This is a genomic window from uncultured Mobiluncus sp. (genome assembly GCF_963511525.1).
In the GTDB taxonomy this organism is placed as follows: domain Bacteria; phylum Actinomycetota; class Actinomycetes; order Actinomycetales; family Actinomycetaceae; genus Mobiluncus.
The window spans coordinates 219572-244811 of record NZ_CAUPIY010000002.1 but is presented as its reverse complement, the minus strand read 5'-3'; the positions used below and the strand labels follow the sequence as shown (position 1 = coordinate 244811).

General features: G+C 58.0%; 17 protein-coding genes and 1 tRNA gene. 14 read left to right on the top strand and 4 right to left on the bottom strand.

All coding sequences use genetic code 11. The features are described 5' to 3' along the window. From RQ935_RS02940 to RQ935_RS02925, 4 genes are all read left to right on the top strand, one after another. A partial coding sequence (locus RQ935_RS02940) for an MMPL family transporter (protein WP_311497152.1) occupies positions 1–2707 on the top strand: 2707 nt, incomplete at its 5' end. A 132-nt stretch (positions 2708–2839) separates the two neighbouring features. Then, on the top strand, positions 2840–3574 hold the full coding sequence (locus RQ935_RS02935; RefSeq protein ID WP_311497151.1) for a DUF4282 domain-containing protein: 735 nt from the start codon (positions 2840–2842) through the stop codon (positions 3572–3574). Between the two features lie 92 nt (positions 3575–3666). After that, the gene (locus tag RQ935_RS02930; RefSeq protein WP_311497150.1) at positions 3667–5199 is read left to right on the top strand and encodes a Re/Si-specific NAD(P)(+) transhydrogenase subunit alpha; all 1533 of its coding nucleotides are present in this window, start codon (positions 3667–3669) and stop codon (positions 5197–5199) included. Between the two features lie 3 nt (positions 5200–5202). Continuing rightward, entirely contained in the window at positions 5203–6732 is a 1530-nt protein-coding gene (locus RQ935_RS02925) for an NAD(P)(+) transhydrogenase (Re/Si-specific) subunit beta (protein ID WP_311497149.1), read from the top strand. Between the two features lie 129 nt (positions 6733–6861). On the opposite strand, the gene RQ935_RS02920 is transcribed toward RQ935_RS02925, so the two are convergent. From RQ935_RS02920 to RQ935_RS02910, 3 genes are all read right to left on the bottom strand, one after another. Further along, on the bottom strand, positions 6862–7458 hold the full coding sequence (locus RQ935_RS02920; protein ID WP_311497148.1) for a hypothetical protein: 597 nt from the start codon (positions 7456–7458) through the stop codon (positions 6862–6864). A gap of 78 nt (positions 7459–7536) precedes the next feature. Further along, complete coding sequence (locus RQ935_RS02915) at positions 7537–9432, bottom strand: cell wall-binding repeat-containing protein (protein WP_311497147.1); 1896 nt, start codon at positions 9430–9432, stop codon at positions 7537–7539. A 369-nt stretch (positions 9433–9801) separates the two neighbouring features. Continuing rightward, entirely contained in the window at positions 9802–10422 is a 621-nt protein-coding gene (locus RQ935_RS02910; protein ID WP_311497146.1) for a superoxide dismutase, read from the bottom strand. A 180-nt stretch (positions 10423–10602) separates the two neighbouring features. Between RQ935_RS02910 and RQ935_RS02905 the strand changes: the two genes are divergently transcribed. The 10 genes from RQ935_RS02905 to RQ935_RS02860 all read left to right on the top strand — a co-directional run bounded on the left by RQ935_RS02905 (position 10603) and on the right by RQ935_RS02860 (position 23589). Continuing rightward, a tRNA-Ser gene (locus RQ935_RS02905) sits at positions 10603–10687 on the top strand. 463 nt (positions 10688–11150) lie between these two features. Beyond that, complete coding sequence (locus tag RQ935_RS02900; protein WP_311497156.1) at positions 11151–12752, top strand: ABC transporter substrate-binding protein; 1602 nt, start codon at positions 11151–11153, stop codon at positions 12750–12752. 170 nt (positions 12753–12922) lie between these two features. Beyond that, on the top strand, positions 12923–13849 hold the full coding sequence (locus RQ935_RS02895; RefSeq protein ID WP_311497145.1) for an ABC transporter permease: 927 nt from the start codon (positions 12923–12925) through the stop codon (positions 13847–13849). A 12-nt stretch (positions 13850–13861) separates the two neighbouring features. Further along, a complete protein-coding gene (locus tag RQ935_RS02890; protein WP_311497144.1) occupies positions 13862–14830 on the top strand; it encodes an ABC transporter permease in 969 nt (322 codons plus the stop codon). Between the two features lie 2 nt (positions 14831–14832). Continuing rightward, positions 14833–16674 carry an ABC transporter ATP-binding protein gene (locus RQ935_RS02885; RefSeq protein WP_311497143.1) on the top strand — a complete coding sequence of 614 codons (1842 nt, stop codon included), beginning with the start codon at positions 14833–14835 and terminating at the stop codon, positions 16672–16674. Positions 16675–16730: 56 nt separating this feature from the next. Beyond that, positions 16731–18650 (top strand): translational GTPase TypA, encoded by a 1920-nt coding sequence (gene typA / locus RQ935_RS02880; protein WP_311497142.1) that lies wholly within the window; start codon positions 16731–16733, stop codon positions 18648–18650. Positions 18651–18691: 41 nt separating this feature from the next. Continuing rightward, positions 18692–20596 (top strand): VanW family protein, encoded by a 1905-nt coding sequence (locus RQ935_RS02875; RefSeq protein WP_311497141.1) that lies wholly within the window; start codon positions 18692–18694, stop codon positions 20594–20596. A gap of 41 nt (positions 20597–20637) precedes the next feature. Then, entirely contained in the window at positions 20638–20961 is a 324-nt protein-coding gene (gene fdxA, locus RQ935_RS02870; RefSeq protein WP_299296381.1) for a ferredoxin, read from the top strand. 246 nt (positions 20962–21207) lie between these two features. Then, on the top strand, positions 21208–22512 hold the full coding sequence (locus tag RQ935_RS02865; RefSeq protein ID WP_311497140.1) for a citrate synthase: 1305 nt from the start codon (positions 21208–21210) through the stop codon (positions 22510–22512). 114 nt (positions 22513–22626) lie between these two features. Beyond that, on the top strand, positions 22627–23589 hold the full coding sequence (locus RQ935_RS02860) for a DapH/DapD/GlmU-related protein (RefSeq protein WP_299296377.1): 963 nt from the start codon (positions 22627–22629) through the stop codon (positions 23587–23589). A gap of 124 nt (positions 23590–23713) precedes the next feature. On the opposite strand, the gene RQ935_RS02855 is transcribed toward RQ935_RS02860, so the two are convergent. Next, positions 23714–25183: a cell wall-binding repeat-containing protein gene (locus RQ935_RS02855; protein ID WP_311497139.1), complete on the bottom strand. Its 1470-nt coding sequence runs from the start codon at positions 25181–25183 to the stop codon at positions 23714–23716. Positions 25184–25240: the final 57 nt, after the last annotated feature.

The following is a 25240-nucleotide window of genomic DNA, read 5'->3' as shown; positions in this document are numbered from 1 at the left end:
CGCGAAGGCGCAGGAGTTGAAGTCTCAGGCGGAGGCGGCCGGGGCAAAAGCCCAGGCGGCGGGCGCGAAGGCGCAGGAGTTGAAGTCTCAGGCGGAGGCGGCCGGGGCAAAAGCCCAGCAGCTCGCCGCTAGTGGCGATATGGCGGGAGCCGGGGCGGCGAAAGGGCAAGCTGAACAGCTCGGCGCCCAAGCCCAACAGGCCGGCGCCGAAGCCCAGGAACAGGGAGCTGCTGCCCAAAAACTTGGGGCCGACGCCCAGGCGGCAGGAACCGAAGCCCAGACCGAGGCCGCTCGTGCCCAAGAAATCGGTGCCCAGGCGCAGGCAGCCGGGGATCAGGCTCTTGCCAGCGGAAACCGGGCTCAGAGTCTCGCGGCGCAAGCCCGCCGACTGGGTGACCAAGCCAAAGCGAAAGGCGACAAGGCTCAAGTCTTGGGCGATCAAGCGAAAGACAAGGGCGACATCGCCAAAGACCTAGCTGACCGCGCCCAAGCGCTGGGCGACCAGGCCAAAACGCTGGGCGACCAAGCCAAGGCGCTGTCCGAACCCGACTGGCCCGTCTCGAAAGCCCTGTACACCGAGCTGAAAAAGTTTGAAACGAAACTGAAAGGGATGCCTCACGTAGATAAGGTGTCTTATCCTTTCGTGGAATATAACGCCATGCTCGATCCTCAAGCGCGGGAACTGGTGGCGAAGGATGGCCAGGGGTTTGTCATCGTGGCCACCATGGATTTGCGGGTGAACGGGAAAGCTCAAAAGACCCCGCCGAAACAGTTCGAGCCTGACGTTAAGAACGTAGAGAAAGCCCTGAGTGGGCTCGGGCCAACGCTGCGGACAGCCCTGCCCAAAGATGCTGTGCAGTCCGATTTCCGGGTGCGGGTCACGGACGCGGACCTGGTAAACCAGGCCGGAATCCAAACCCTAAAGAACGACCTGGTGCGTTCCGAATCAATCGGGATTCCGCTGTCCTTCCTGATTATGGCGGTCGTGTTCGGAGGATTTTTGGCCGCTTTGCTGCCGCTGTCGGGGGCGTTGGTGGCGATTTCCACCGCTTTGGCCATCATGCTGGGGATGACTTATCTGTTTGAACAGCAGTCTTTCGCTGTCAACGTGATTTCAGTGCTGGGGCTGGGGCTATCCATCGACTACGGTTTGCTGATCGTGTCGCGCTACCACGAGGAACTCGTGCGCTTACGTGACCTGCCAGAAAGCGAGTGGAAACCGGATTTCTCCGGGGTGAGAAAACCCAAGACCCGCGAGCGGTTGGAAGCGTTGAACCCGCGCTATCTACGGGCTTTGGAAATTACCCTGGCAACAGCAGGGCGAACCACGTTCTTTAGTGCCCTGACCGTGGCGATTGCATCCTCCGGCATGATCTTCTTCCGGCCGGAACTGTTGAAGTCCCTGGGTATTGCGGGGTCCTCCACCGTGCTGCTGGCGATGATTGCGGCGTTGACCTTGGTGTCTGCCCTCATGTTTATGGCCTCTGCCCGTCTGGAAAAGCCCTCCATCCTGACCAAGATTCCGCTCTTGCGTCGTTTCATGGGCGACGCCGAGCCAACGCATGTGAAGCACCAGGTAGCGCAAAGCAAAGATCCGGATGGCACACCGGAAGTTGACCCCGAAACGGAAAACACGTTCTTCTATCGCATCTCTATCGCGGTAACCCGCCGACCCTGGCTGTCTTTCATCGTCTCGGCCGCGGTTTTGGTGGCGGCGTGTCTGCCGCTGGCGACCTTGAACCTGCGCAACTCGTTGTTTGATATGCTGCCAGTCCACAACGAACAAAGGGTCTTGTACGAAGAATTAGCTGTCCAGGTGCCGCGCACCGGACTGCCTCCGGTGCGAATCGTCGCCGAGGACACCACGCCCGAGCAACTTGACGCCTGGACCGAAGCAAACCTCAGCGATATCAAAGGAATTGCCCAAGTGTTTGCCGCTTCCAAGCTGAGCGACACGTCAGACTCCGTGGCGATAGTGGATTTGGAGACGAAAGACGTCGGTTCGCCCGAAGCCGAGAAAATCGTGAAGGAAATCCGGGATAAACCCCACGATTTCCAACGCTATGTCATCGGTCAGGCGGCAAACCAAATCGACTTCATCACCTCGTTGGCCCAAGGCCTGCCCTGGGTACTCAGCGTGCTGGTGATAATCACCATCATCCTGCTGTTCCTGATGACCGGCTCGATAGTGATACCGCTACAAGCCCTGGTGATAAACACGTTGTCGCTGATGGCTACCTTGGGGATCTCCACCTTGGTCTTTGTTGACGGTTTCGGGGTGGAGCTGTTGGGCGCCCAAAAGCTGCCGGGCTTGGAATCTTACGTGGTAGTCATGCTGATGTGTTTCGGCTTCGGGCTGTCGATGGACTACGAGCTGTTCCTACTGTCGCGGATGAAAGAGGTGTGGGACGAGACCGGGTCGGCGCGTCTATCGGTCATTCAAGGTTTGTCACGGTCAGCTCGGATTGTTACTTCCGCAGCGACCATCCTGGTGTTCGTGTTCCTTGCGTTCGTGACCGGACACATGATTGTGTTGAAGCAGGTCGGGTTTATTTTGGCGTTGGCGGTCGCCTTTGACGCCACGATTGTCCGGATGGTGCTGGTGCCCTCCGTGATGGCTCTATTTGGGCGGGTGAACTGGTGGGCACCACGACCCCTACGTCGCCTGCACAACCGCTTCTCGGAAAGTTTCGCTCACCACGGGTGAGGGACGCGGCGGTAATTCCAAGTAAATTTAAGGAAAAATCTTCCTCTTTGCTTTGGTTATCGCGCGTGCGCACGCGGGCTTCGAAGTGATATGGTTTTTCTGTAAAATCGTGTGATTTTGAAAGGAAAAACCGTGAGCCTGCCTCCACCCCCCGAAAATGATTCCTCGCTGCCCGCTCCCGTAAACCCCGTGGTTTACCCTAGTTCCCAGCCTGCGATGCCGCCTACCCAGCCCGCGGTTCCTCCCGCGCAGCCTGCGGTGCAACCAGCGCTATCTAGCCAACCTGCCCAGCCAGCGGTACTTCCCGTGCAGCCTCCGGCACAACCTGCCCAGTCTGCGCAGCCTAGCCAACCGATGCAACCCGGCTTCACCCCCCTTCAGACCGGAACACCCACCGGGGCAATACCTGCACAGACACCGGCACCTCAGCCCTACCAACAGATGCCAGGGGCTCAGCCCTCCCCTCCCCAAGGGGCACCAACCGGAAACGCTGGGCCTTATGCCCAATATCAGCAGCCCGGTCCCGCGGTAAAACGCAGTAATCCCTTCGAGGGCCTTTTTGATCTGAGATTCAACAAATTCATCACCATTCCTTTGTTGGGAATCGTCTATGCCGTTGGCTTATTAGTCGCTGGTCTCACCGCGTTGTTTGTTTGGGGGAGCCTCGCAAGCGCGTTGGTCGGCATGGGTACACCAGGTGTTTTTGCGTTCTTGGTAGGAATTCCGGTAGCTCTGGTGCTGTTCCTCAATGTACTTCTGTGGCGCGTCACGCTAGAGAGCATTGTCGCGCTGATTCGCGTGGCTGAAAACAGCACCAAGATTTTGGAAGCTACTGAAAAAATCGAAGCTGCCCATGAAAAGGGATAAGCCTCGGTTACTGATAGGATAAACCCGTCACGGGGACCATCCCGCCCCGGCCCGTTCGAGGGCCGGAAACTGTTGACATTCAGGAGTTATACGTGCGTATAGGAATACCGAAAGAGCCCGCTGAAGGGCAAAAACTGGTATCCGCCACACCTGACACCGTAGGCAAACTGATTAAGTTGGGCTATGAGGTAATCGTCGAAGCCGGAGCAGGCTCCGACGCTTCGTACCCTGACCAGCTTTATCGCGACGCCGGTGCCGAAGTGGTGGGACCGCAGGAAGTTTGGCAGGCAGACATTGTCACGACTTTGGACACCCCGCCGGAAGATAAAATTGACCAGCTGCGCGAAGGCGCCGTGCTGATTTCGCGCCTCGGGGTGCGCATCCACCCCGAAATCGCCGAAGTGTTCGCTAAACGCAACGTGACCGCGATTTCGATGGATGCCGTGCCCAGGATTACCCGCGCTCAGGCGATGGACGTGCTGTCCTCGATGGCAAACATCGCTGGTTACCGCGCGGTTATCGAGGCTGCTAACGCTTTTGGGCGCTTGTTTACCGGTCAGGTCACGGCCGCCGGCAAGATGCCTCCCGCCAAGGTTTACGTTATCGGCGCTGGTGTCGCCGGTTTGGCGGCGATTGGTACCGCGAACTCGATGGGTGCCATCGTCCAGGCCACCGACGTGCGTGCCGCCGCGGCTGAACAGGTGGAGTCCATGGGAGCCGAGTTCGTGGAGATTCCGGCGCCAGCCCAGGAATCCTCCGACGGCTACGCCAAGGAAATGAACGAGGATCAGGCCAAAGCGGCCCTGAAACTCTATACGGAACAGGCGGCCGCTTCCGACATCGTCATTACCACCGCCCAGATTCCGGGTCGTCCCGCCCCGCTGCTGCTCACTGCAGAAGCGGTGGGGGGCATGAAGCCCGGTTCTGTCATCGTGGACATGGCGGGCGGCAACTGCGAACTGACCAAGGCTGGGGAAGTGGTGGTAACCGACAACGGCGTGACCATCATCGGCTTCACCGATCTGGCGAACCGTCTGCCCGGCCAGGCCTCCCAGCTCTACGGGCAAAACATCGTGAACCTCATGAAACTTATGACCCCGGAAAAGGACGGCACCATCGTCTTTAACCTGGAGGACGAAGTCGTGCGGTCCATCACGATTGCCCACGAAAAGGACGTGTTGTGGCCTCCGCCGCCCATTTCTGTCTCGGCGGCCCCAGCCAAACCCGCCCCCGCCGCAGGTGCGCCCGCAGCGCCGGAGCCGGAAAAGCCGAAGTCCCACGCCATGCGGAACTTCTGGATTTTCGTGGCGGCCGTGCTGGGCGTGGCCCTGGTCGCGGTGACACCGTTCTCAATGCTGCCCTACTACATCATTTTGGCGCTGGCGATTGTGGCCGGGTTCTACGTCATTACCAACGTGACCCACTCGCTGCACACCCCGCTGATGAGTGAAACGAACGCGATTTCGGGCATCATCCTGGTCGGCGCGATTCTCTCGCTGGCCCAATCGACCTCGTGGATTGTGACGGGTCTAGCAGGTCTGGCCATCCTCATTGCTTCCATCAACATTTTCGGCGGTTTCTTTGTGACCCACCGAATGCTCAAGATGTTCCAGAAGGAGGACTAAGCCATGTTGCACACACTTGTGAACCTTGCCGCTAACGCGACTGACCACGCCGACATGACCACCCTTGCCTACTGGAGCGATCACGTCGAATACTTCGCCTACCTTATCGCTGCCCTGCTGTTCATCATGGCCTTGGCGGGTCTGTCTAACCAGACGACCGCCCTGCGCGGCAACAAGTTCGGTATCGCCGGCATGAGCATCGCGCTGGTGTCGATTATCTTCGTCGCCCTGACGGCCACCCCGCCGGCAAACGCCGTGACCCACGTCGGTCAAACCGCCTCTATCCTGGTGGGATGTATGCTGCTGGGGGCGATTATCGGCTTGTGGAAAGCCAAGAACGTTAAGATGACGGGAATGCCCGAACTCATCGCCCTGCTGCACTCGTTTGTGGGTCTTGCGGCGGTGCTGGTTGGGTTCAACACCTTCATGGAACTTTCGGCCACCGACAACGCCGAAACCGTGCGCGACATGGGCTTCCACCTGGGCGAAGTCGGGATTGGCGTCTTTATCGGCGCGGTGACCTTCACCGGTTCTATCATCGCCTACCTAAAGCTCTCGGCCAAGATTAAAGGCAAGCCGTTGATGCTGCCGGCACGTAACTTCCTCAATATCCTGATGATTTTGGCGGTTATCGCCATGATTGTGTGGATGATTGTGGCCAAGCGCACGGATTCAGCCAGCACCGATGCCGCCCTGCTCCAGCAGCAGTGGATTGCTTTGGGTGTTTTGACCGCGATTTCCCTGGTGCTCGGCTTGCACCTGGTGGCTGCCATCGGCGGCGGGGATATGCCGGTGGTCGTGTCCATGCTGAACTCGTACTCCGGCTGGGCGGCCGCGGCGGCTGGCTTTATGCTGTCCAACCCGCTGTTGATTATCGTCGGTGCCCTGGTCGGGTCCTCCGGTGCGTTCCTGTCCTACATCATGTGTAAAGGCATGGGTCGCTCGTTTATCTCCGTTATCCTCGGCGGTTTCGGCGAGGGCGCGGGCCCGAAGCAGGAAGCCAAGGACTACGGCGAGCACACCGAAATCAAGGCTCCCGAAGCCGCGGAGATTTTGAAGGGCGCCAAGTCTGTCATTATTATTCCCGGTTATGGCATGGCTACCGCGGGTGCGCAGTTCGCGGTCGCGGATTTGACCAAGAAGCTCCGTGAGGCGGGCGTCGAGGTTCGCTTCGGGATTCACCCGGTGGCAGGCCGTCTGCCCGGTCACATGAACGTGCTGTTGGCCGAGGCGAAGGTGCCTTACGACATCGTGCTGGAAATGGACGAGATTAACGACGACTTCCCGGACACGGACGTGGTCCTGGTCATCGGCGCGAACGACACCGTGAACCCTGACGCCTACGAGCCGGGCTCCCCGATTGCGGGGATGCCGGTGCTCCACGTCTGGGAGGCGGGGCGCGTGATTATCTTCAAGCGTTCGATGGCGACCGGCTACGCCGGGGTGCAAAACCCGCTGTTCTTTAACGAGAACTCGGACATGCTCTTCGGTGACGCCAAGGCCTCCGTGGAGGAAATCATCAAGAGCCTGTGAAGTTTTGAAGCGCGGTTTTGGCGGGGGAATGTGATTCCTCCGCCAAAACTGTTTTTAGGCTCGCGGTCTTGGGGAGGCTCGATATCTTGTCGGGCGCCCACTGCGCTGGGACGACCGCGGGCGGGGTCACTAGCCGAAAATAACCGGCCAGGTCGGCATACACCAGGTCACTTGGTCCAGGGCCTTATCGAGCTGGGTGCGGCTTTCAACGTACTTCGGGTTCTGTGCCGGGGGTGTGCCCTCTTCCAGGAGACGCTGCGCGGCCTCCAAGTCCGTGTACTCCGGGATTTCGCCCGATATCAACTGTGGTTCTATCTGGACAATCTGGTGCAGATTGTCCAGCGCCTCGTTCGCGGCCTTATCAGTTCCGGCAGCTGCGGAAAATTCCTCATAGTGCTTGGGAAGAATCTGCAAGAACTGCGCCCATTCGGGAGTTGCATTGACAGTTTCCGCGTTCGGGTCGTTCTGCCCAGATTGAATCTGAGTCACTCGTTGCGTAAACGTTTTCCCTTGCGGGGTCTGCTCCAAAAGGTCACTCAACACCGTATCCATGGCGGCGCACCCTTGAGAGCCGGCCTTCACCGGTGGCAGCTTGGCGTTGGGTCCCGCCGAAGATTTCACTGTTGGACCAGCCGGGCTCGGCTCACCATCCCCTGCGGAACGCGATCGCCACAACCACCCTCCTGCCACTAGTGCCAAAGCCAGTATGGCAACGATTAGAATCACGAAACCGCTAGTGCGGTTGACCCGAAACGACACTGAACCGACCTGCCTTGCCTAAAGTTTTTCCTGTGGAGATTCCGACTAGGTAGCCAGAGCGCGAACCACGTAAGGGGCGATACTGCCCCAGTCATAGAGGGCTCGTTGCCTGGCGTAGCCATAGTTGGAATCAATAATTTGGTCTGATCCCAGATATATCGCGACGTGATAGATGCCTCCGCGCCCCTGCCAAAATACCAGGTCACCAGGACTTCTGTAGGCGAATGGAATTTTCTGTAAACCGGGGTGTGCGTAAAGTTGTTTGGAGCTGCGATAGGTGGGCGCCGCATGGATAATGACATTTATCGGCTGCGGGTCAATGCCGGCTACGTACAGGGCTTGCAGAGCCAACCCCGAACAATCATACCCATCGCTACCGAAGCCGGCTCCGCCCCACGTGTAGGGAGTGCCGACCTGACTACGGGCAAAGGAAAGCATGGCGTCTATTCGCTGCTCACGGGTGGCGTTGAGCGGGAGTGGCTGCATCTGGAAATTATCCATATTCCAGGAACGCGTGGTCAGTCTCACCCAGGTTTCATAGTCCACCACGCCCGAAGCAGGCAGCCCAATGCGACGTTGAAAACGCATGACAGCGCGCTGAGTCCCGACATCAAAAGTCATACTGGAATTCAGTGGAACCCCAACCCCCAGACGAGCGCGAACTTCACGCACCTTGGTGCCATTCCATCCTGACTGAGGTACTACGGTACCCGGCGGGGGAGTAATCTGCTCCACGGCCTGCAGGTAGGAGCCCGGAGCAACCCATCCCCGCACGACGGGTCGTGTCTGCAGGCAGGGCTTAGTGGGGTTTTGCGCATATTCATTGGCCGCGTTGAGAATGTCGGGGCTAACAGCGCCGTCGCCCCCTAGCGCAATGACTTTATTGATGGCGCTGGTGCGGATATGTTCGCATACGGTGTAAGGCAGCCAATCCCGCTCGGTAAATAGCACGCTGCCATCGTCGAGACGGCCTCCCGCGGCCACGCTGTCGGCCAAAACCACACCATTGGTCAGGTAGGCAATATGTACATCAGGACGGTTGTTCATAACCTGTTTGGAAACTTCCACAGCAGTCGCGAAACGATCCGGACCCGCTAGATACCCGGTGGGTTTGTAGGTTCCCAACTGGTTTTCACCGAGTTGCACGATTTCGTCGGCGCCCAAACTCGAGATGACATCCAGGGTGGCATCGGAGAGCCCATATTGGCGCGAACCGAACAGAATCGGGCCGTTACGCAGCGACGCCCCGGCAAGGGGGTCTGGCCCAATGACACCTTGTGAACCAGTGCCATCCGTAACGTAAACGATGTCCGAACCGTAAGGGAAGGCATATTTGGCGATTTCGTTAGCAGTCTCAAAGCGGTCAGCCCCGGCTATCCGTCCCAACTCGGTCGCCCCGGAGACTCTGGCCTGTTCCAGGACCTCCTGCGAAATCGACCCCGTGCCTCCCAGTGCGATAACTTTCTCGGGCTGGATTTCATTTAAATAGGCTTTGACGGCATCGTTTAAGTTGGGGCCGTCAGTGAGAACGACGGGACCATCGCGCAGCGAACCGGCCGCCATCGCATCGGCGAGTTTCAACCCTTCTGCCAGATAGACAGTCTTTGGGGGAATGGGGAAAGCCTGCCGGGCGATGGCGATGGCAGTTTCGAACCTGCTGGGCCCCGCCAACCTGGAGACATTGGGGCGCGTCAGGGCGGTCATGCCGGCGAGCGTGGGACCCAAACCGAGCCTATCGGCGGGAACGGAACTGTCGGGTGAGGCCGGGGAATCCAGGCCAGAAGCGTCCGTAATACCGGGAGCGTTACTCTGCGGGGTCGGCGAACTGTCGGTTAGCGGGTCGGGGCTGGCTGGCCGCTCAGTGATGGGCGTTTCCTGCGGGGTCGGGGAGGGGTCAGAAGCGTCCTCACCGGCGTAGGCGGGCGCTGTGGCAGCTATCAAACTGGTTGCGGCGGCGAAGCAGGCTAATGTGCTAGCTATAACACGCGGTGTGTGCGTTGCGAAACAAGGTAACTCACCTGTCTAATCCAACCAATAAAAATCTGCATTCCTGCGGGAAAAATTGTATATGCATCAGCATCAATAGTTCTGGAAATATGACAGCGAGTTGAATCATTGAGCTGCATTTACAGTGAAAAACGGGGCGTGGACGGCGCGGGCTGGTCTGCGTTTGATTGCAGCCGCGGCTGGGGCAGTATCCTACTGTCCCGAAATTGAGCCCGGCGGGTCCAATTCGGCGTTAATGGTGTAAAAATGCGGCGGCGACGACGCCTGGCGCCGCCACCGCACGAAAATATGGAGATTAGAGACTTAGAGTACGCCGTGATGTTTGGAGGCGGCCCCGAAGCGGCCTTCGACCTCCGTCCAGTTCACCACGTTCCACCAGGCCTTGACGTAGTCAGCCTTGACATTCAAGTAATCCAAGTAGAAAGCGTGCTCCCACATATCCAGCATGAGCAGCGGAATCTGGGCAATCGGAATGTTCGACTGCTGGTCGAACAGCTGGAAGATGACGGGGCGACCCGCCACGCTGTCCCAAGCCAATACCGCCCAGCCGGAGCCTTGCAGTCCGGTCGCGGCGGCGGTGAAGTGCTTTTGGAAGGCTTCGAAAGAACCGAAGTATTCATCAATCGCGGCCGCCAGTTCGCCGCTGGGCCGGTCGGGGGTGGCGTTAGCTGGACCCATCATCTTCCAAAAAGCGGAGTGGTTCGCGTGTCCGCCCAGGTTGAAAGCGAGATCCTTTTCGAGCTGGTTAATCGTGGCAAAGTTGCCGGTCGCGCGGGCTTCTTCGAGCTTTTCCAAAGCCGTGTTCGCGCCGTTCACATAGTTGGCGTGGTGCTTGTCGTGGTGCAGCTGCATGATTTTGCCGGAGATGTGCGGCTCGAGAGCAGCGTAATCGTAGGGGAGTTCGGGGAGGGTGTAAACCGCCATGTTTTGTTCCTAACTGTTGCAGTCAGATCCGGATTGACCCGACGGCTTGATTCTATCCGAGCATACGCGGGCTGTCTGCGGAGTATCGCCTAGAGCAAAATCCTGACCGCTAAATTTTTCGCCCGGCGGGGAAATATGTAGAATAGTAGGCGCTGCTTTTTGCGCAATAACCAAATACCTGGAGGATTCGCCTAGTGGCCTATGGCGCACGCTTGGAAAGCGTGTTGGGTGCAAGCCCTCGGGGGTTCGAATCCCCCATCCTCCGCTGGTGGTGATGTCCGGCTTGTGCCGGGCATCATTTTCATTTGCACAAGGTCGGTGGAGACCCGTGACGGCCAGTGGTTTTGCGTGGGGAACCTGTTGCCTCCCTGCGCTTCTCGCCGCACATAATCAGCAGAACAGCACTGTGCAAACGCCGGTAAGAATCAGGGGATACCCGCTCGGTTGTGCCTAAAAGGGGAGAATAGCCGGGTAGCTGCCAATAATGGCAGCTACCCGGCTATTCTCCCCCTATAACCCACGCGTCTGGAATTAGGAAAGGTAAAAGATGGGTATGTTTTTAGTTATATTTAGGTTTTGCCTGTAAACTAGCCACGTGCCACAAAAGTGGTATAACCAGAAAATTCAGCAATGGTGCTGATGGCGCCAAGCTGAGGAAATCTTTGGAGGCTAACCTCGTGAAGAAGCAACTAACTGCCATCGCTGCTGCGGCAGCCCTGGCATTGACGATGACTGCTTGCAGCTCTGGCTCGGACGGCGGCAGCGCTGGTGGCGAAACTGGCGCCAAGGCGGTAATTGTCGGTAATAACTCCGAGCCCCAGAACCCGCTGGTCCCGGCTAACACTAATGAAACTGGCGGCGGTTTGATTCTGGACCACATCTTCGCTGGTCTGGAATACTACGACGCCAAAGGCAACCCTCAGATGGAAGTTGCGGAATCTATCAAGTCTGACGACAACCAGAACTGGACCATTAAGATCAAGGGCGATACCAAGTTCTCGGATGGTACTCCGGTGACTTCCAAGTCCTTCGTGGACGCCTGGAACCAGTCTGTGAAGCAAAGCATGCTCAACGCCAGCTTCTTTGAGTCCATCCAGGGCTACGACGAATCCCTGAAGGTTGCGAAAGACGCCACTGAAGCGGATCCGAACGGCGCTGGCAATTTGGATATGGCCGGCCTAAAGATAGTGGATGACACCACCTTTACCGTGGCCTTGAAACAGCCGGAATCTGACTTCCCGCTGCGTTTAGGCTACTCAGCGTTCTACCCGTTGCCGGAGGCTGGCCTCGGAGACCGAGCCAAGGTTAAGGCCTACGGTGCAAACCCCATCAGCAACGGCCCCTACGTGGTTAAAAAGGACTCTTGGAAGCACAATGAACAGATTGAACTGATTCCGAACCCGGATTACAAGGGTTATCGTAAGCCGAAGAACGGCGGGGTGACCTTCAAGTTCTACTCCACTCAGGACGCGGCTTACAACGACTTGCTGGCCGGTAATTTGGACGTGTTGGATGCCATTCCGGATTCTGCGTTTGGAACCTACCAGAAAGATCTGGGCGACCGCTCGGTCAACGAGCCTTCCGCTATCTTCCAGTCCTTCACCTTCCCGAAGTCTGACGCTCGTTTCCAGGGCGAGGCCGGAGCCTTGCGCTTGCAGGCTATCTCGATGGCGATTAACCGTAAACAGATTTGCAAGACCATCTTCCAGGGTACCCGTACCCCCGCCACCGACTTCATCGCCCCGGTTATCCCCGGTCACAACGATTCGCTGAAGGGTAACGAGGTCCTGAAGTACAACCCAAAAAAGGCCAAGGAACTGTGGAAGCAGGCTGACGCGATTCAGCCGTGGACCGGCGATATTGAGCTGGCTTACAACACTGATGGCGGCCACCAGGCATGGGTTGACGCGACGATGAACTCCATTAAGAACAATCTGGGTGTTAAAGCCAAGGGTGCTCCTTACTCGGACTTCAAGTCCATTCGTAACGAAGTCACCAACCGCACCATTAAGACGGCGTTCCGTACCGGTTGGCAGGCGGACTACCCCTCGCCATTCAACTTCCTCGGTCCGCTTTATATTACCGGCGGTTCGTCTAACGACGGCGACTACTCCAACCCTGATTTCGACAATCTGCTCAAAAAGGCTTTGAACACAACTGATCAAAAGGAAGCCTTCAAGATTTACGATCAGGCTCAGGAAATCCTGTTGAAGGAACTGCCGGCGGTTCCGCTGTGGTACTCCAACGTCAACGGTGGTTGGGCCAAAGGGGTGCACGGCGTCCAGTTCGACTGGCACTCCAAGCCGCTGTACTTCGACATCACCAAGTAATTTGGCGATAATTTGAGCTTGACTTGACGTGTCGAAAGACCGCCAAAAAAGCCTGAAAATAGAACAGCTGCGGCCTGGGTTGGAAATATCACACCCAGGCCGCAGTTACGTTTTCACTACCTTATCGGGGTAGAATCATTGGGTTATTTCGATTTTGACAAGGAGGCGCCGTGGGACGATATCTCGGCCGCAGGCTCCTGCAGATTATTCCAGTGATGTTGGGTGCGACGCTGCTCATTTACGCGCTGGTGTTCCTGATGCCAGGCGATCCGATTCAAGCCCTGGGCGGCGATCGTGGTTTGAGCGAGGCTGCCGCCACCGCCATGCGCCGGCGTTACCACTTGGATCAGCCATTCATCATTCAATACCTGCTCTATTTGAAAGGCATCTTTACCCTGGACTTTGGGCTGACATTCTCAGGGCGCGAAGTTACCGAAGTTATGGCTTCGGCTTTCCCCGTGACGATTAAGCTGGCTTTCATGGCTTTGGCGTTTGAAGCAATCTTTGGGATTGTGTTCGGGACGATTGCGGGTCTGAAGCGCGGGGGTATTTTTGACGCCACGGTTTTGGTAGTTTCGCTGTTCGTCATTGCCGTGCCGACCTTCGTCATTGGTTTCGTGATGCAGTTCCTCATAGGGGTGAAGCTCGGGTGGTTACCCACTACCGTAGGGGCAAACGCATCCTTCGAAAGGCTGCTGATGCCTGCCATCGTGTTGGGGGCGGTGTCCTTCGCGTATGTGCTGCGTTTGACCCGCCAGTCCGTGTCCGAGACCGTGTCGGCGGACCATGTGCGTACCGCTTACGCCAAGGGGTTGCGTCCCGGACGAGTTATCCGGGTTCACATCCTGCGTAACTCGCTGATTCCGGTTGCGACCTTCCTGGGGGCTGACCTGGGAGCGCTGATGGGTGGAGCCATCGTGACCGAGGGTATTTTTGCCATCAACGGGGTGGGCGGCAATATTTACCAAGCCATTATCAAAGGCGAACCTGCCACAGTCGTCTCCTTTACCACCGTACTGGTGATGGTCTACATCTTGGCGAACCTCATCGTCGACCTGATGTACGCCCTCCTGGACCCGCGGATTCGTTACGAGTAAAGGAGGGGGAACATGGCAAACGAAAACGAGAACACTGTGGAAACGAAAAACTTGCCCGGACAGTCCCACTACGTTTCAGAGATCGACGAAACCGGTCTGGGGGCGGTAGACGCTGTAGCTGACGACCGCGCTCCTTCCTCCATGTGGGGGGAAGCGTGGAAGTACCTGCGTAAACGCCCCCTGTTTTGGGTGGCGGCTGCCATTATCTTGTTCGCTGTGATGCTGGCGGCTTTTCCCAGCCTGTTCACCAGCGTGGATCCGAAGTTTTGCGAGCTAAAGAACTCTTACGGTCAACCCAGTGCCGGACACCCATTCGGGTTTGACCGGCAGGGGTGCGACATTATGGCGCGTACCGTTTACGGGGCGCGCGCCTCCGTGATTGTGGGAATCCTAACCACCGTGGTGGTGGTGCTCATTGGCGGCACGTTCGGAACCTTGGCGGGTTTCTTTGGCGGCTGGCTCGACTCGGTCCTCTCCCGCATCACCGACATTATTTTCGCGGTGCCATTCCTGCTGGCAGCCATCGTGGTGATGCAGATGTTCAGGGAAAACCGCACCATCTTTACGGTAGTTTTGGTGTTGGCGGTGTTCGGGTGGCCGCAAATCGCGCGTATTACCCGCGGAGCCGTGATGCAAACCAAGAACGAAGAATTCGTCAACGCTGCCAAGGCTCTGGGCGAAAGCAAGATTCGTATCATCCTGCGCCACATAGTGCCCAACGCGGCCGCTCCGATGATTGTGTACGCCACCGTGGCCCTGGGGACATTCATTGTGTCAGAAGCGACGCTGTCCTTCCTGGGTGTCGGCCTGCCTTCTGATGCGGTCAGCTGGGGCGGAGATATTTCCCGCGCCCAGTCCGCTCTGCGTCAAAACCCGTCAGTCCTGTTCTATCCGGCTGGCGCGCTGGCCATGACCGTTTTGAGCTTCATCATGATGGGTGACGTGGTCCGCGATGCCCTCGATCCGAAAGCGAGGAAGTAACGTTGAGTGACAATGCAAAGAACCTCAGCGAGGCCGCTGCCGAAGCCTCGGGTATGCCGGTATTAACTCAGGAACTGGAGGGTGCTGATCAGCCGGCTACCGCCGCCGAGATGGAAGCCACCAAAGATGAGCTGATTCTGCGTTCGGCATCTTACGCGGCCGTGAAAGCGGGCTCGACCGTACCCTTGCTGGAAGTCGTCGATTTGGAAGTCGCTTTCCAGTCCTCTACCGGTATGGTTCCCGCCGTGCGCAAAGCCAACTTCTGTGTCTATCCCGGCCAGACCATCGCTATTGTGGGTGAGTCCGGGTCCGGCAAGTCTACGGCCGCCTCCGCCATCATCGGGTTGCTCCCCGGTACGGGCAAGGTCGTGGGCGGCAAGATTCTGTTCCAGGGTCACGACATCACCAGTTTGGGTCGGCGCCAATACGTTGAGCTGCGCGGTTCGCATATCGGCATGGTGCCGCAAGACCCCATGTCGAACCTGAACCCGGTGTGGAAAATCGGTTTCCAGGTGCGCGAAGCGCTGCGAGCTAACGGTAAAGCCAAAGGTCGCGAGGACGAGCGCGTGGTGGAACTGCTGGAGGAAGCGGGGCTGCCGGACGCGAAACGCCGTGCGAAGCAGTTCCCCCACGAATTTTCCGGCGGGATGCGCCAACGTGCCCTCATCGCGATTGGCCTGGCTGCCGATCCGCGGCTGTTGATTGCCGATGAACCGACTTCCGCCCTGGATGTCACGGTGCAGCGGCGTATCCTTGACCACCTGCAGAATCAGACGCACGAGCGCGGCACTTCGGTACTGTTCATCACGCACGACTTGGGTCTGGCGGCGGAACGGGCTTCGCACCTGGTCGTCATGCACAGGGGGCGCGTGGTGGAATCCGGCCCGGCTCTGGACATCTTGAAACAGCCGCAGCACCCCTACACGAAGCGCCTGGTCAGTGCCGCGCCGTCCCTGGCTTCGCACCGTATCCAAGCGGCTAAGCAACGCGGCGAAGTCTCTGACGAGCTGCTGACATTCGGAGCCAGCCGGGAGGAATACAAGGAAGAAATTATTCGGGTCGAGAACCTGACCAAGATTTTTGACGTGCGCGGAGCAAAAGGCGCGGCCAAGAAACTCAAGGCAGTCGACGATGTGTCCTTTGGCCTGCGCAAAGGCACGACCTTGGCGCTGGTGGGCGAATCCGGTTCCGGGAAATCCACTGTGGCGAACATCATTTTGAACCTGCTGGACCCCACTTCGGGCAAGGTTTATTACGAAGGTACTGACCTGTCGACCTTGAACAAACGCGAGCTGTTCGATATGCGAGCGAAACTGCAGGTCGTTTTCCAAAACCCCTACGGTTCGCTCAATCCCATGTTCAGCGTTTACCGCTGTATCGAGGAACCGCTGCTGGTGCATCGGAAAGGCGACCGGAAGGCTCGTGAAGAGCGCGTGGCTCAGCTGTTGGACGCGGTAGCCCTGCCGCGTTCGGCGATGCGCCGCTACCCCGGAGAGCTGTCCGGCGGTCAGCGTCAGCGCGTCGCGATTGCCCGAGCGTTGGCGTTGCATCCCGAGATTATAGTTTTGGACGAGGCCGTTTCCGCCTTGGACGTGTTGGTGCAGGAACAAATTTTGCAGCTGTTGGCTGAGATTCAGCACCGGGAACACATCAGTTACCTGTTCATCACCCACGACTTGGCGGTGGTGCGTCAGATGGCGGATGACGTGGTGGTGATGCAGGAAGGCCGGGTCATGGAGACCGGTTTGACTGATGAAATCTTTGATCACCCGACCGAGGCTTACACCAGGGATTTGATTGACGCGATTCCCGGCGCCAAGATTCCGTTGTTCACCGGCGAGTAAGCGGCGTTACAATAGGGCGTTGTTTTTGGAAAACCGGTAACTACAGAAAAGGGTTTATGGCACAGCGTCAAGATATCCGAAATGTCGCCATCGTCGCGCACGTTGATCACGGGAAAACGACCCTGGTCGACGCCATGTTGAAACAGGCTCATGCCGAAGGCTTGCGGGCTGACGGCCCGGAACGGGTCATGGATTCAGGCGACTTGGAGCGTGAAAAAGGCATCACTATCCTGGCTAAAAACACAGCGGTAAATTATCGCGGTCCGGCAGCTGTGGATAGTGGATGTCCCCAGGGCGTCACCATTAACGTGGTCGATACCCCTGGTCACGCTGATTTCGGCGGGGAAGTCGAGCGCGGCCTGTCGATGGTTGACGGGGTCGTGCTGCTGGTGGACGCGTCAGAAGGTCCCCTGCCCCAGACTCGTTTCGTGTTGCGCAAGGCGTTGGCGGCGCGTCTGCCGGTCGTGTTGGTCATCAATAAGGTCGACCGCCCCGATGCGCGTATCGATGAAGTCGTTTCCGAGGCGACTGACCTGTTGCTGACGCTGGCCACTGACTTGGAAGCCAGCGGGGAACTCGGTGAGGAAGGTTTGGACCTGGACCAGCTGCTGGATCTGCCGATTATCTACGCTTCGGCCAAGGTCGGGGCGGCCTCACTGACAAATCCCGGCAACGGCAACGTCCCTGACGGTGACCTGGAGTGCCTGTTTGAGGCCATTTTGCAGCATATTCCGGGACCCACCTATGATCCGGAGGCACCCTTGCAGGCGCACGTCACGAACCTCGACGCGTCTCAATTCCTGGGCCGTTTGGCGCTACTGCGGATTCACAACGGAACCATCCGGCAAGGTCAGACAGTCGGCTGGGCTCGTCAGGACGGCATGGTGGAAACCGTGAAGATTACCCAGCTGCTGGCCACGCACGGCCTGGAACGAGTCCCCGCCGAGTCGGCAAAATACGGGGATATTGTGGCGGTGGCCGGCATCGAGGACATCACTATCGGAGAGTCCTTGGTTGACGTGGACGACCCGCGTCCCCTGCCGCTGATTCGGGTGGACGAACCGGCAATTTCCATGACGATTGGTATCAACACTTCGCCGTTTGCTGGGCGGGTGAAAGACGCAAAAGTTACCGCTCGCCAGGTCAAGGATCGTTTGGAGCGAGAACTGGTGGGTAACGTGTCCTTGCGAATTGTGGATATTGGGCGACCGGACGCCTGGGAGGTACAGGGGCGCGGCGAGTTGGCTCTGGCAATCTTGGTCGAACAGATGCGCCGGGAAGGCTACGAACTGACCGCCGGAAAACCGCAGGTCGTGACGAAAACGGAAAACGGCAAACTGATGGAGCCGATGGAGGCCCTGACCGTGGACGTCCCGGAGGAACACTTGGGAACGGTGACACAGCTGCTGGCGGCGCGCAAAGGTCAGATGAAGACAATGACCAACCACGGAACCGGCTGGGTGCGTCTGGAATTTACCGTGCCGAGCCGCGGTTTGATTGGTTTTCGGACCCGGTTTTTGACCGAGACGCGCGGCACCGGGATTGCCTCCTCGGTCAGTTCCGGGTGGGCGCCGTGGCAGGGCGACATCGAAGGGCGCGCGACCGGCTCGCTCATCGCGGACCGCGCCGGGAAAGCCAGTCCTTACGCCATGATTAAACTGCAGGAGCGCGGCAACTTCATCATCCAGCCCGGCTCGCAGGTTTATGAAGGCCAGGTCGTGGGCGAGAACCCACGCGGCGAGGACATGATTGTCAACATTACCAAGGAAAAACAGCAGACCAACATGCGTTCCTCCACCCAGGACGCTTTTGAAGGCCTGACCCCGCCGATGAACTTCACCTTAGAGGAAAGCCTGGAATTTGCCGGAAATGATGAATGCGTTGAGGTAACTCCCGAAGCTGTGCGGATTCGTAAGGTAATCTTGGATACGGAAACACGCTACAAAGATGCGGCGCGTCGTCGCCGCGAGCAGTAACTCGGCGGATAAATCAAGAGCGGATACCGCGAGGGGAATCGATGGGTAAACCAGACGTGAATAAAGGTGCGGGGCCAGGTGCCTCCCCCAAGGGGTCGCGTCCTGCCCGGCCCAAATTTGTTTCCCGCCCCGTTTCCCGCCCCGCAAAGCCGGCAGGAAAAGCGCCGGGTGGGGTGCGGGCTGCCAACGCCACCGAAATGTTTCCCGGTTTTGCACAAGACAAGAAACGCAGCGGCAAGGTTCCGGTGACTATCGGTGTGGTTATTGGGGTTTTGGCCTTGGCCTACGTGGGGGTGGCACTAGCCGTGTCGGGCAGTATGCCCCGAGGGGCGTCTTTTGCGGGGGTTTCTGTTGGGGGGATGACCCCCAATGCAGCCATTAAGAAGCTCGATTCCGATTTGGGGGACAAGCTGAAGCAACCCTTCCCGGTGAAACTGGGCGCCAAGACGGCGAACATTGATCCGACCGTAGCGGGGCTGCAGCCCGATTTTGCCTCTTCCGTGCATGAAGTTGCCGATTTCTCCTTGAACCCAATGAAGATTATCCCTCATCTCGGTGGCGCCGGCGCGCTGGACTTGAAATCGAAAATTGACGAGAAAGCGCTGGATAAAGCCGTTTCCGCGGCGGCCGCGGATCTAAAGTCCCCGCCGCAGGAAGCCGGTTTTAATTGTCAGGCGGGTCAGCTAAAGCCGGTAAAGCCCGGTCCGGGGCGGGATCTGGACCTGAAAGCCGCCACCGCCCTGCTGCAAACCTCGTGGTGGAAACCCGGCGGCCCCCTGGAACTTCCCGGCAAGTCTAGTGCCCCGAAGTCGACTCAGACGCATCTGGACGCGGCCACCAAAGGTGAGGCGAAAACCCTGATGAGCGCCCCGGTGAAGCTCAACGTGGGCGGGCAAAGCCTGGACATTCCAACTGTGGAACTGTGTCAGGACGTAACTTGGTCCCTACGCGATGATGAACTGAAAGCCAGTTTAGACGGAGAGAAACTAAAGAAGTTCACCTTGGAAAACACCAAGGGCTTAGAAACCGAGCCGGTCAATGCCAGTTTCAGTTTTGCTTCCGGATCCCCGCAGGTGGTGGCGTCTCATGACGGGACGAAACTTGATTCGAAACAATTGGCCGACCGTGTGACTTTGGGAGCGACTTCGGAGGAAAACCGCGAGGTGAGCGTGGATTTGACCCTGATTCCTCCGGCGTTTAGCACCGATGACGCGAATAAAGCCGGGGTGGCAGAGATTATTGGTGAGTTCGCCACTCCGCTGACTTCTGATGGCATCAGGACTGCTAACCTGACCAAAGCCGCCCAAATTCTGACGGGGAAAGTTTACTTGCCGAAGCAGGACTTTTCCTTAGAGCGAGACTTAGGTCCGATTACGGCCGAGAACGGGTGGCATTACTCCGGAGTTTTTGAAAACGGCGTGCACACCAAAGCCCTCGGCGGTGGCCTGTCTCAGATGTGCGTCACGACTCTGAATGCAGCTTGGTTTGCGGGGATGGATTTGATTGAGTTCAATCCTCACGGAGTTTATTTCACCAGGTACCCGGCCGGGCGGGAGTGTACCTTGTGGACCGGTTCCCTGGATTTGAAGTGGAAAAACCCGAACCCGACTCCTGTTGTGCTGCAGGGGTGGACTGGCGAGGGTCAGTTGCATATGCGTATCTGGGGCACCAAGTATTACACCGTGGAGTCAACCCAAGGTCCCCGGACGAACTATGTACAGCCCAAGACTACTGTCAACAATTGGTCTAAGTGTGTGCCCTCCGGCGCAGGTCAGCCCGGTTTTACTATCAGTAACACGCGAACCCGCTACCTAAATGGCAAAAAGGTCGATTCCAAAACTTATACTCACACCTACGCGCCGGATAATGCCGTAGTGTGCGCGAAGGATCTAGCCGCTCAACAAGCTAGTGAAGACGCTGCCCCGCCCCAAGACACAGACGACTAGCCGACAGGTGAACCTGAGACGACACGGGGTAGGATAGACCTATGACTTACGTGATAGCTCAACCTTGTGTGGATGTGAAAGATAAGGCATGCGTCGACGAGTGCCCGGTCGACTGCATTTATGAGGGCGAACGTACCCTGTACATCAACCCGCTGGAGTGTGTGGATTGTGGAGCTTGCGAGCCGGTGTGTCCGCCCCAGGCGATCTATTACGAAGACGACTTGCCTGCGCCGTGGACGGACTTCTTGCGGGCAAACCGGGACTTCTTCGCTGACTTTGAAAACCCGACTCCCGGAGGGGCTTCGGTAGTGGGTAAGGTCGACAAGGACGACCCGATGGTCGCCGCGCTGCCTCCCCAGGGTTGATTTCTGCACCGGCAGGCATAATTTTTGCCAGGCTTACTGAATGACCCTCGACGTGGGGTACGCAGCGGTGCGATAAGGCACGGGTCTGGCGATTTTCATTTAAATTATTGACGTCGAAACTATTGGACGAAACGCGGGTAACGGGAGTAGTATATTCCTAAGGACTTAAGTCCCAAAGCTCCCAAGCCTGGCAATGCTGCCGGACCAGCGCTTATATGAAAATCAAAATAATCGAGGAGGAATCTCATGGGTGAGAAAAACGGAGAGTACTTTATTCAATCTGACCAGAAGCGATTGGATACCCCTTTCCACCAAGCCACGCAAGGCAACAGTGGTCTTGAAATCAACAAACTGTTGAGTACCACTGGCAACGTCACTTTGGACTATGGTTTTGGCAACACCGCCAACTGTGAATCCAAGGTCACATACATTGACGGCGCCAAAGGAGTGCTACGTTACCGCGGTTACCCGATCGAGGAACTGGCTCGTGAATCCAGTTTCGTGGAGGTCGCTTACCTCTTGATTTATGGCGACCTGCCCGACGCGAAGTCCCTGGAAACTTTCACCCATAAAATCAAGCGCAACCGCCTGTTGCCCGAGGACTTCAAGGCCTTCTTTACGGCCTTCCCCTCCAACGGTCACCCCATGTCAATGCTCCAGGCGGGCGTTGCCGGTCTGGCGACCTACTACGAGGACACTCTGAACCCCCTCGACCCCGAACAGCTCGAAGAAGCCACGATTCAGCTGATAGCCAAGCTTTCCGTCATGGTCGCGACCATCGCTAAGCGTGCCGCCGGTCTGCCTCAGCTGTACCCGGATGCGTCTCGTGACCTGACCGAGGACTTTATCCGGATGTGTTTCGGGCTGCCCTACCAGTCCTTCGACATCGATCCGGCTATGGTTCGCGCTTTGGATCGTCTGTTCATCTTGCACGCTGACCACGAACAGAACTGCTCGACCTCGACGGTGCGTTTCGTGGGCTCCTCTCACGCGAACCTTTACACTTCGGTGGCTTCCGGGGTGGGCGCCCTGGCCGGTCCGTTGCACGGCGGGGCTAACGAGGCAGTGCTGCGGATGCTGATTCAGTTGCGGGACACCGACATGTCGATTAAGACCTTCGTCGATAAGGTTAAGAACAAGGAAGACGGCATCAAGCTGATGGGCTTCGGCCACCGTGTGTACAAGGCTTACGACCCGCGCGCCGCCCTGGTGAAAGAGTCCGCCCACGAAGTTTTGAGCCGTTTGGGCAAGGCCGACAAGCTGCTGGACTTGGCGCTGGAGCTGGAGGGCATCGCGCTGAGCGACGACTACTTCGTTTCCCGCAACCTCTACCCGAACGTGGACTTTTACACTGGCTTGATTTACCGCGCGATGGGCTTCCCGATGAAGATGTTTACCCCGTTGTTCGCGGTGGGCCGTCTGCCGGGCTGGATTGCCCAGTATCGCGAAATGATTGCCGACCCGGCGACCAAGATTGCTCGCCCGCGTCAGGTTTACATCGGCCACACCGAGCGCCACTACGAGAACCTGCGTTCCCGTTCCGCCAGGTAATCGGCTTTTTGCGTCTCCCTACCCGACCTGTTTACCGGCGGCGCGTAATGCGCTCCGGCGCAGGCGGTGAGGCGAGGCAAAATTGTTGACATTATTTTAGAGAGAAGGAAAAACATGGTTAAGAAAGTTTGGGGTGTCGGCCTGACGGCCGAAACTGAGAGCGGAAAGTCGCTGGACACCTGGTACCCTTACATTTTCGAGGGCGACGTGGACGAGGCGAAGGCGAAAGAGCTGACCGCGAAGCTGGCGCACCTGGAGGGCAAGGACGATGCCCGCCTGATCGTTAACAAGGTCATTACCGTGACCGCCGATTTGGAGGACGATGTCCAGAGCGCTCCTGATGGGTACTTGCGTTTGCACGCCCTGTCGTGGCGCATAGTGAAACCCAACACGTTGAGTTTGGAAGGCCTGTTCGACAAACTAAACCTGGTGGCGTGGACCAGCCGCGGAGCTTGTGATTACGAAAACTTCGAGGAAACCCGTCTGCGCCTGATGACCAAGTACGGCATCGGCGCCAATATCCGTTGTGTGGATCGGATTCCCCGGATGACCACCTACGTGACTCCGGACGGGGTGCGGATTGCCAATACTGAAAACGTGCGGTTGGGGGCATACCTGCATCCAGGCACCGAGATTGGCTACACCGGATTCGTGAACTACAACGCGGGAACCCTCGGGGCTGCTCGGATTGAGGGGCGGCTGTCGCAGGGCGTGACGGTGGACGAAGGCACGACTTTGGCTGGCGGCGCTTCTACCGCGGGTACTTTGGCGGTGGGAATTCACAAGCGCGTGTCCTTGGGTAAGGACTGTCACATGGGGGCAAACTCCGGTCTGGCGATTCCGCTGGGAGATGACTGCGTTGTTGAAGGCGGCTTGTATTTGAACAGTGACACCAAGGTTTACTACATGCCTTCAGGCGGTGTTATGCCTGGTGACACCGGGTTCTTTATCGAGCCAAAGACGATGTTGGCCGAGGAGCTGGCGGGGGTTTCTCACGCCGTGTTCCGCCGCAACTCTCAGACGGGTCGTGTCGAGGCCGTGTCTCGCGGTGGTACGGCCATCGAGTTCTCAGACTGAGAAACCGCCATTTTCGGCGCTGTTTTGGGATTAATGCTTTTTGGGGCTGGCTCGCGCCAGCCCCAAAAAGTTTATTAAGTTAGAAGTGGTTGATTACAGATGCTTTGGCTGTTCAGGAATCCCTTTACCGACAAAACATCTGGGTCGCGTAGGATGAATTCGGCCCGTCGAACCACACCCCGATACCGGTGGTGGTGAAGCCTGAGTTTATCAGGTTCGCGAAGTGCCCCGGTGAGTGAATCCAGTTGGTGACGTGCTTGGCGCCGCCCTGGCCAGCGGGAAAGTACCCCATGTGCCAGTCAATGTTTTCACCTACCATATGGCACGGATTGCCAAGGATGGAGTCGATGCCATTGGGGGCTCCGTCGGAATGCTCAAAGTCGCCGGTTTGAGCCATATGTTGCGACCAGGCGCGGGCCATGGCATCCATAGCGGGATCGCGAGTCAGAGGCGCGATACCGTCCTGGGCACGTCGGGCATTAATCCCGGCATAAATATCCGCTTCCTCTTGGGCGGCGGCTTGCTCCATCGAGGCTGCCGCATTGCCGGGATTACTCGGTTGCGCTGGCTGAGCCGGTTGGGCTGGCTGAGTCGGCTGGGCTGGCTGAGCCGGCTGAGCCGGCTGAGTGTATCCAGTGCCGCTGGCAATCATCTGCATGACCTGCGGATTCCAGATGCTCCCACCCAAGAAAATGGGAGAAGCCGCGTTGTTATGAACGTAACCGGAGGCGATATTTATCCCGGAGTTAGACGAGGTGGGGGACAGGATGATAGGACCGTCCTGGAGTGCTCCCCCGGAAACCGAATCAGCCAGCACGTCGCCGCGAGCCACGTAGAAGGTTCCCTTGTGACCGGGGAAAGCGTGGTTGGCAATAGCCAGGGAGGTGACGTAGCGGTTCTCTCCCTGCAGACGGTCAGTGGCTATCCCTTGGGAAACTTCGCTAAGCACCGCGGCGGACACGGCTCCCGGCCCGCCCAAGGCGATGACTTTTTGGGCTCCGAGCGCCTTAATGGCATTGGCGGCAAAAGCATTATTTCCGTTGGGATTGACCAAAATGACCGGACCGTCTGTGAGAACCCCACCAGCTACCGCGTCGGGAGAGCCGTCCCCGGCACCGTTGGCGATATAAGCCACTTTTGCGCCGCTGGGGAAGGCGGCCGCGGCAACCTTGGCTGAAGTTTCATAGCGGTTGGCTCCGAAGATTCGGGAGGTAGGCTTATCCCCAGCGACTTGGGTTAGGGTGGTATCGGAAACTACGCCCGGCCCGCCCAAGGCAATGACTTTGCCGCTGACTTTCAAGGCGGACACATACTGGGCGGCAGCAGCATTGCTGCCAACCGGGTTGACCAGGACAATCGGGCCTCCCGGCAGGGACCCCGCTGAGAGAGCATCGGCTAAAACGTCGCCACGCGCCAGGTATACATTTTCCGCTGAGGTGGGGTAGGCATGGCGGGAAATCGCCACGGAAGTTTCGTAACGGTTAGTGCCCGCGAGCTGGTTGTAGCCCTCAGCGTTGGCGGCGGTGCAGGTGATGGTAGACGCGCCGGTCAAGGCGAGAGCACAAACCGCGACAATGAGATGTTTTCGGTTCATATCAGTTCCTTTCGGTAGTCGGGGTGTATTTATTGTGACATACCGGGCATGCGAAAA

Bases quoted from the DNA above. Each gene is read 5' to 3' on its own strand.
- typA (WP_311497142.1), top strand. From the start codon at position 16,731: ATGGCACAGCGTCAAGATATCCGAAATGTCGCCATCGTCGCGCACGTT.
- RQ935_RS02855 (WP_311497139.1), bottom strand. From the start codon at position 25,183: ATGAACCGAAAACATCTCATTGTCGCGGTTTGTGCTCTCGCCTTGACC.
- fdxA (WP_299296381.1), top strand. From the start codon at position 20,638: ATGACTTACGTGATAGCTCAACCTTGTGTGGATGTGAAAGATAAGGCA.
- RQ935_RS02860 (WP_299296377.1), top strand. From the start codon at position 22,627: ATGGTTAAGAAAGTTTGGGGTGTCGGCCTGACGGCCGAAACTGAGAGC.
- RQ935_RS02910 (WP_311497146.1), bottom strand. From the start codon at position 10,422: ATGGCGGTTTACACCCTCCCCGAACTCCCCTACGATTACGCTGCTCTC.
- RQ935_RS02890 (WP_311497144.1), top strand. From the start codon at position 13,862: ATGGCAAACGAAAACGAGAACACTGTGGAAACGAAAAACTTGCCCGGA.
- RQ935_RS02925 (WP_311497149.1), top strand. From the start codon at position 5,203: ATGTTGCACACACTTGTGAACCTTGCCGCTAACGCGACTGACCACGCC.
- RQ935_RS02865 (WP_311497140.1), top strand. From the start codon at position 21,208: ATGGGTGAGAAAAACGGAGAGTACTTTATTCAATCTGACCAGAAGCGA.
- RQ935_RS02900 (WP_311497156.1), top strand. From the start codon at position 11,151: ATGACTGCTTGCAGCTCTGGCTCGGACGGCGGCAGCGCTGGTGGCGAA.
- RQ935_RS02875 (WP_311497141.1), top strand. From the start codon at position 18,692: ATGGGTAAACCAGACGTGAATAAAGGTGCGGGGCCAGGTGCCTCCCCC.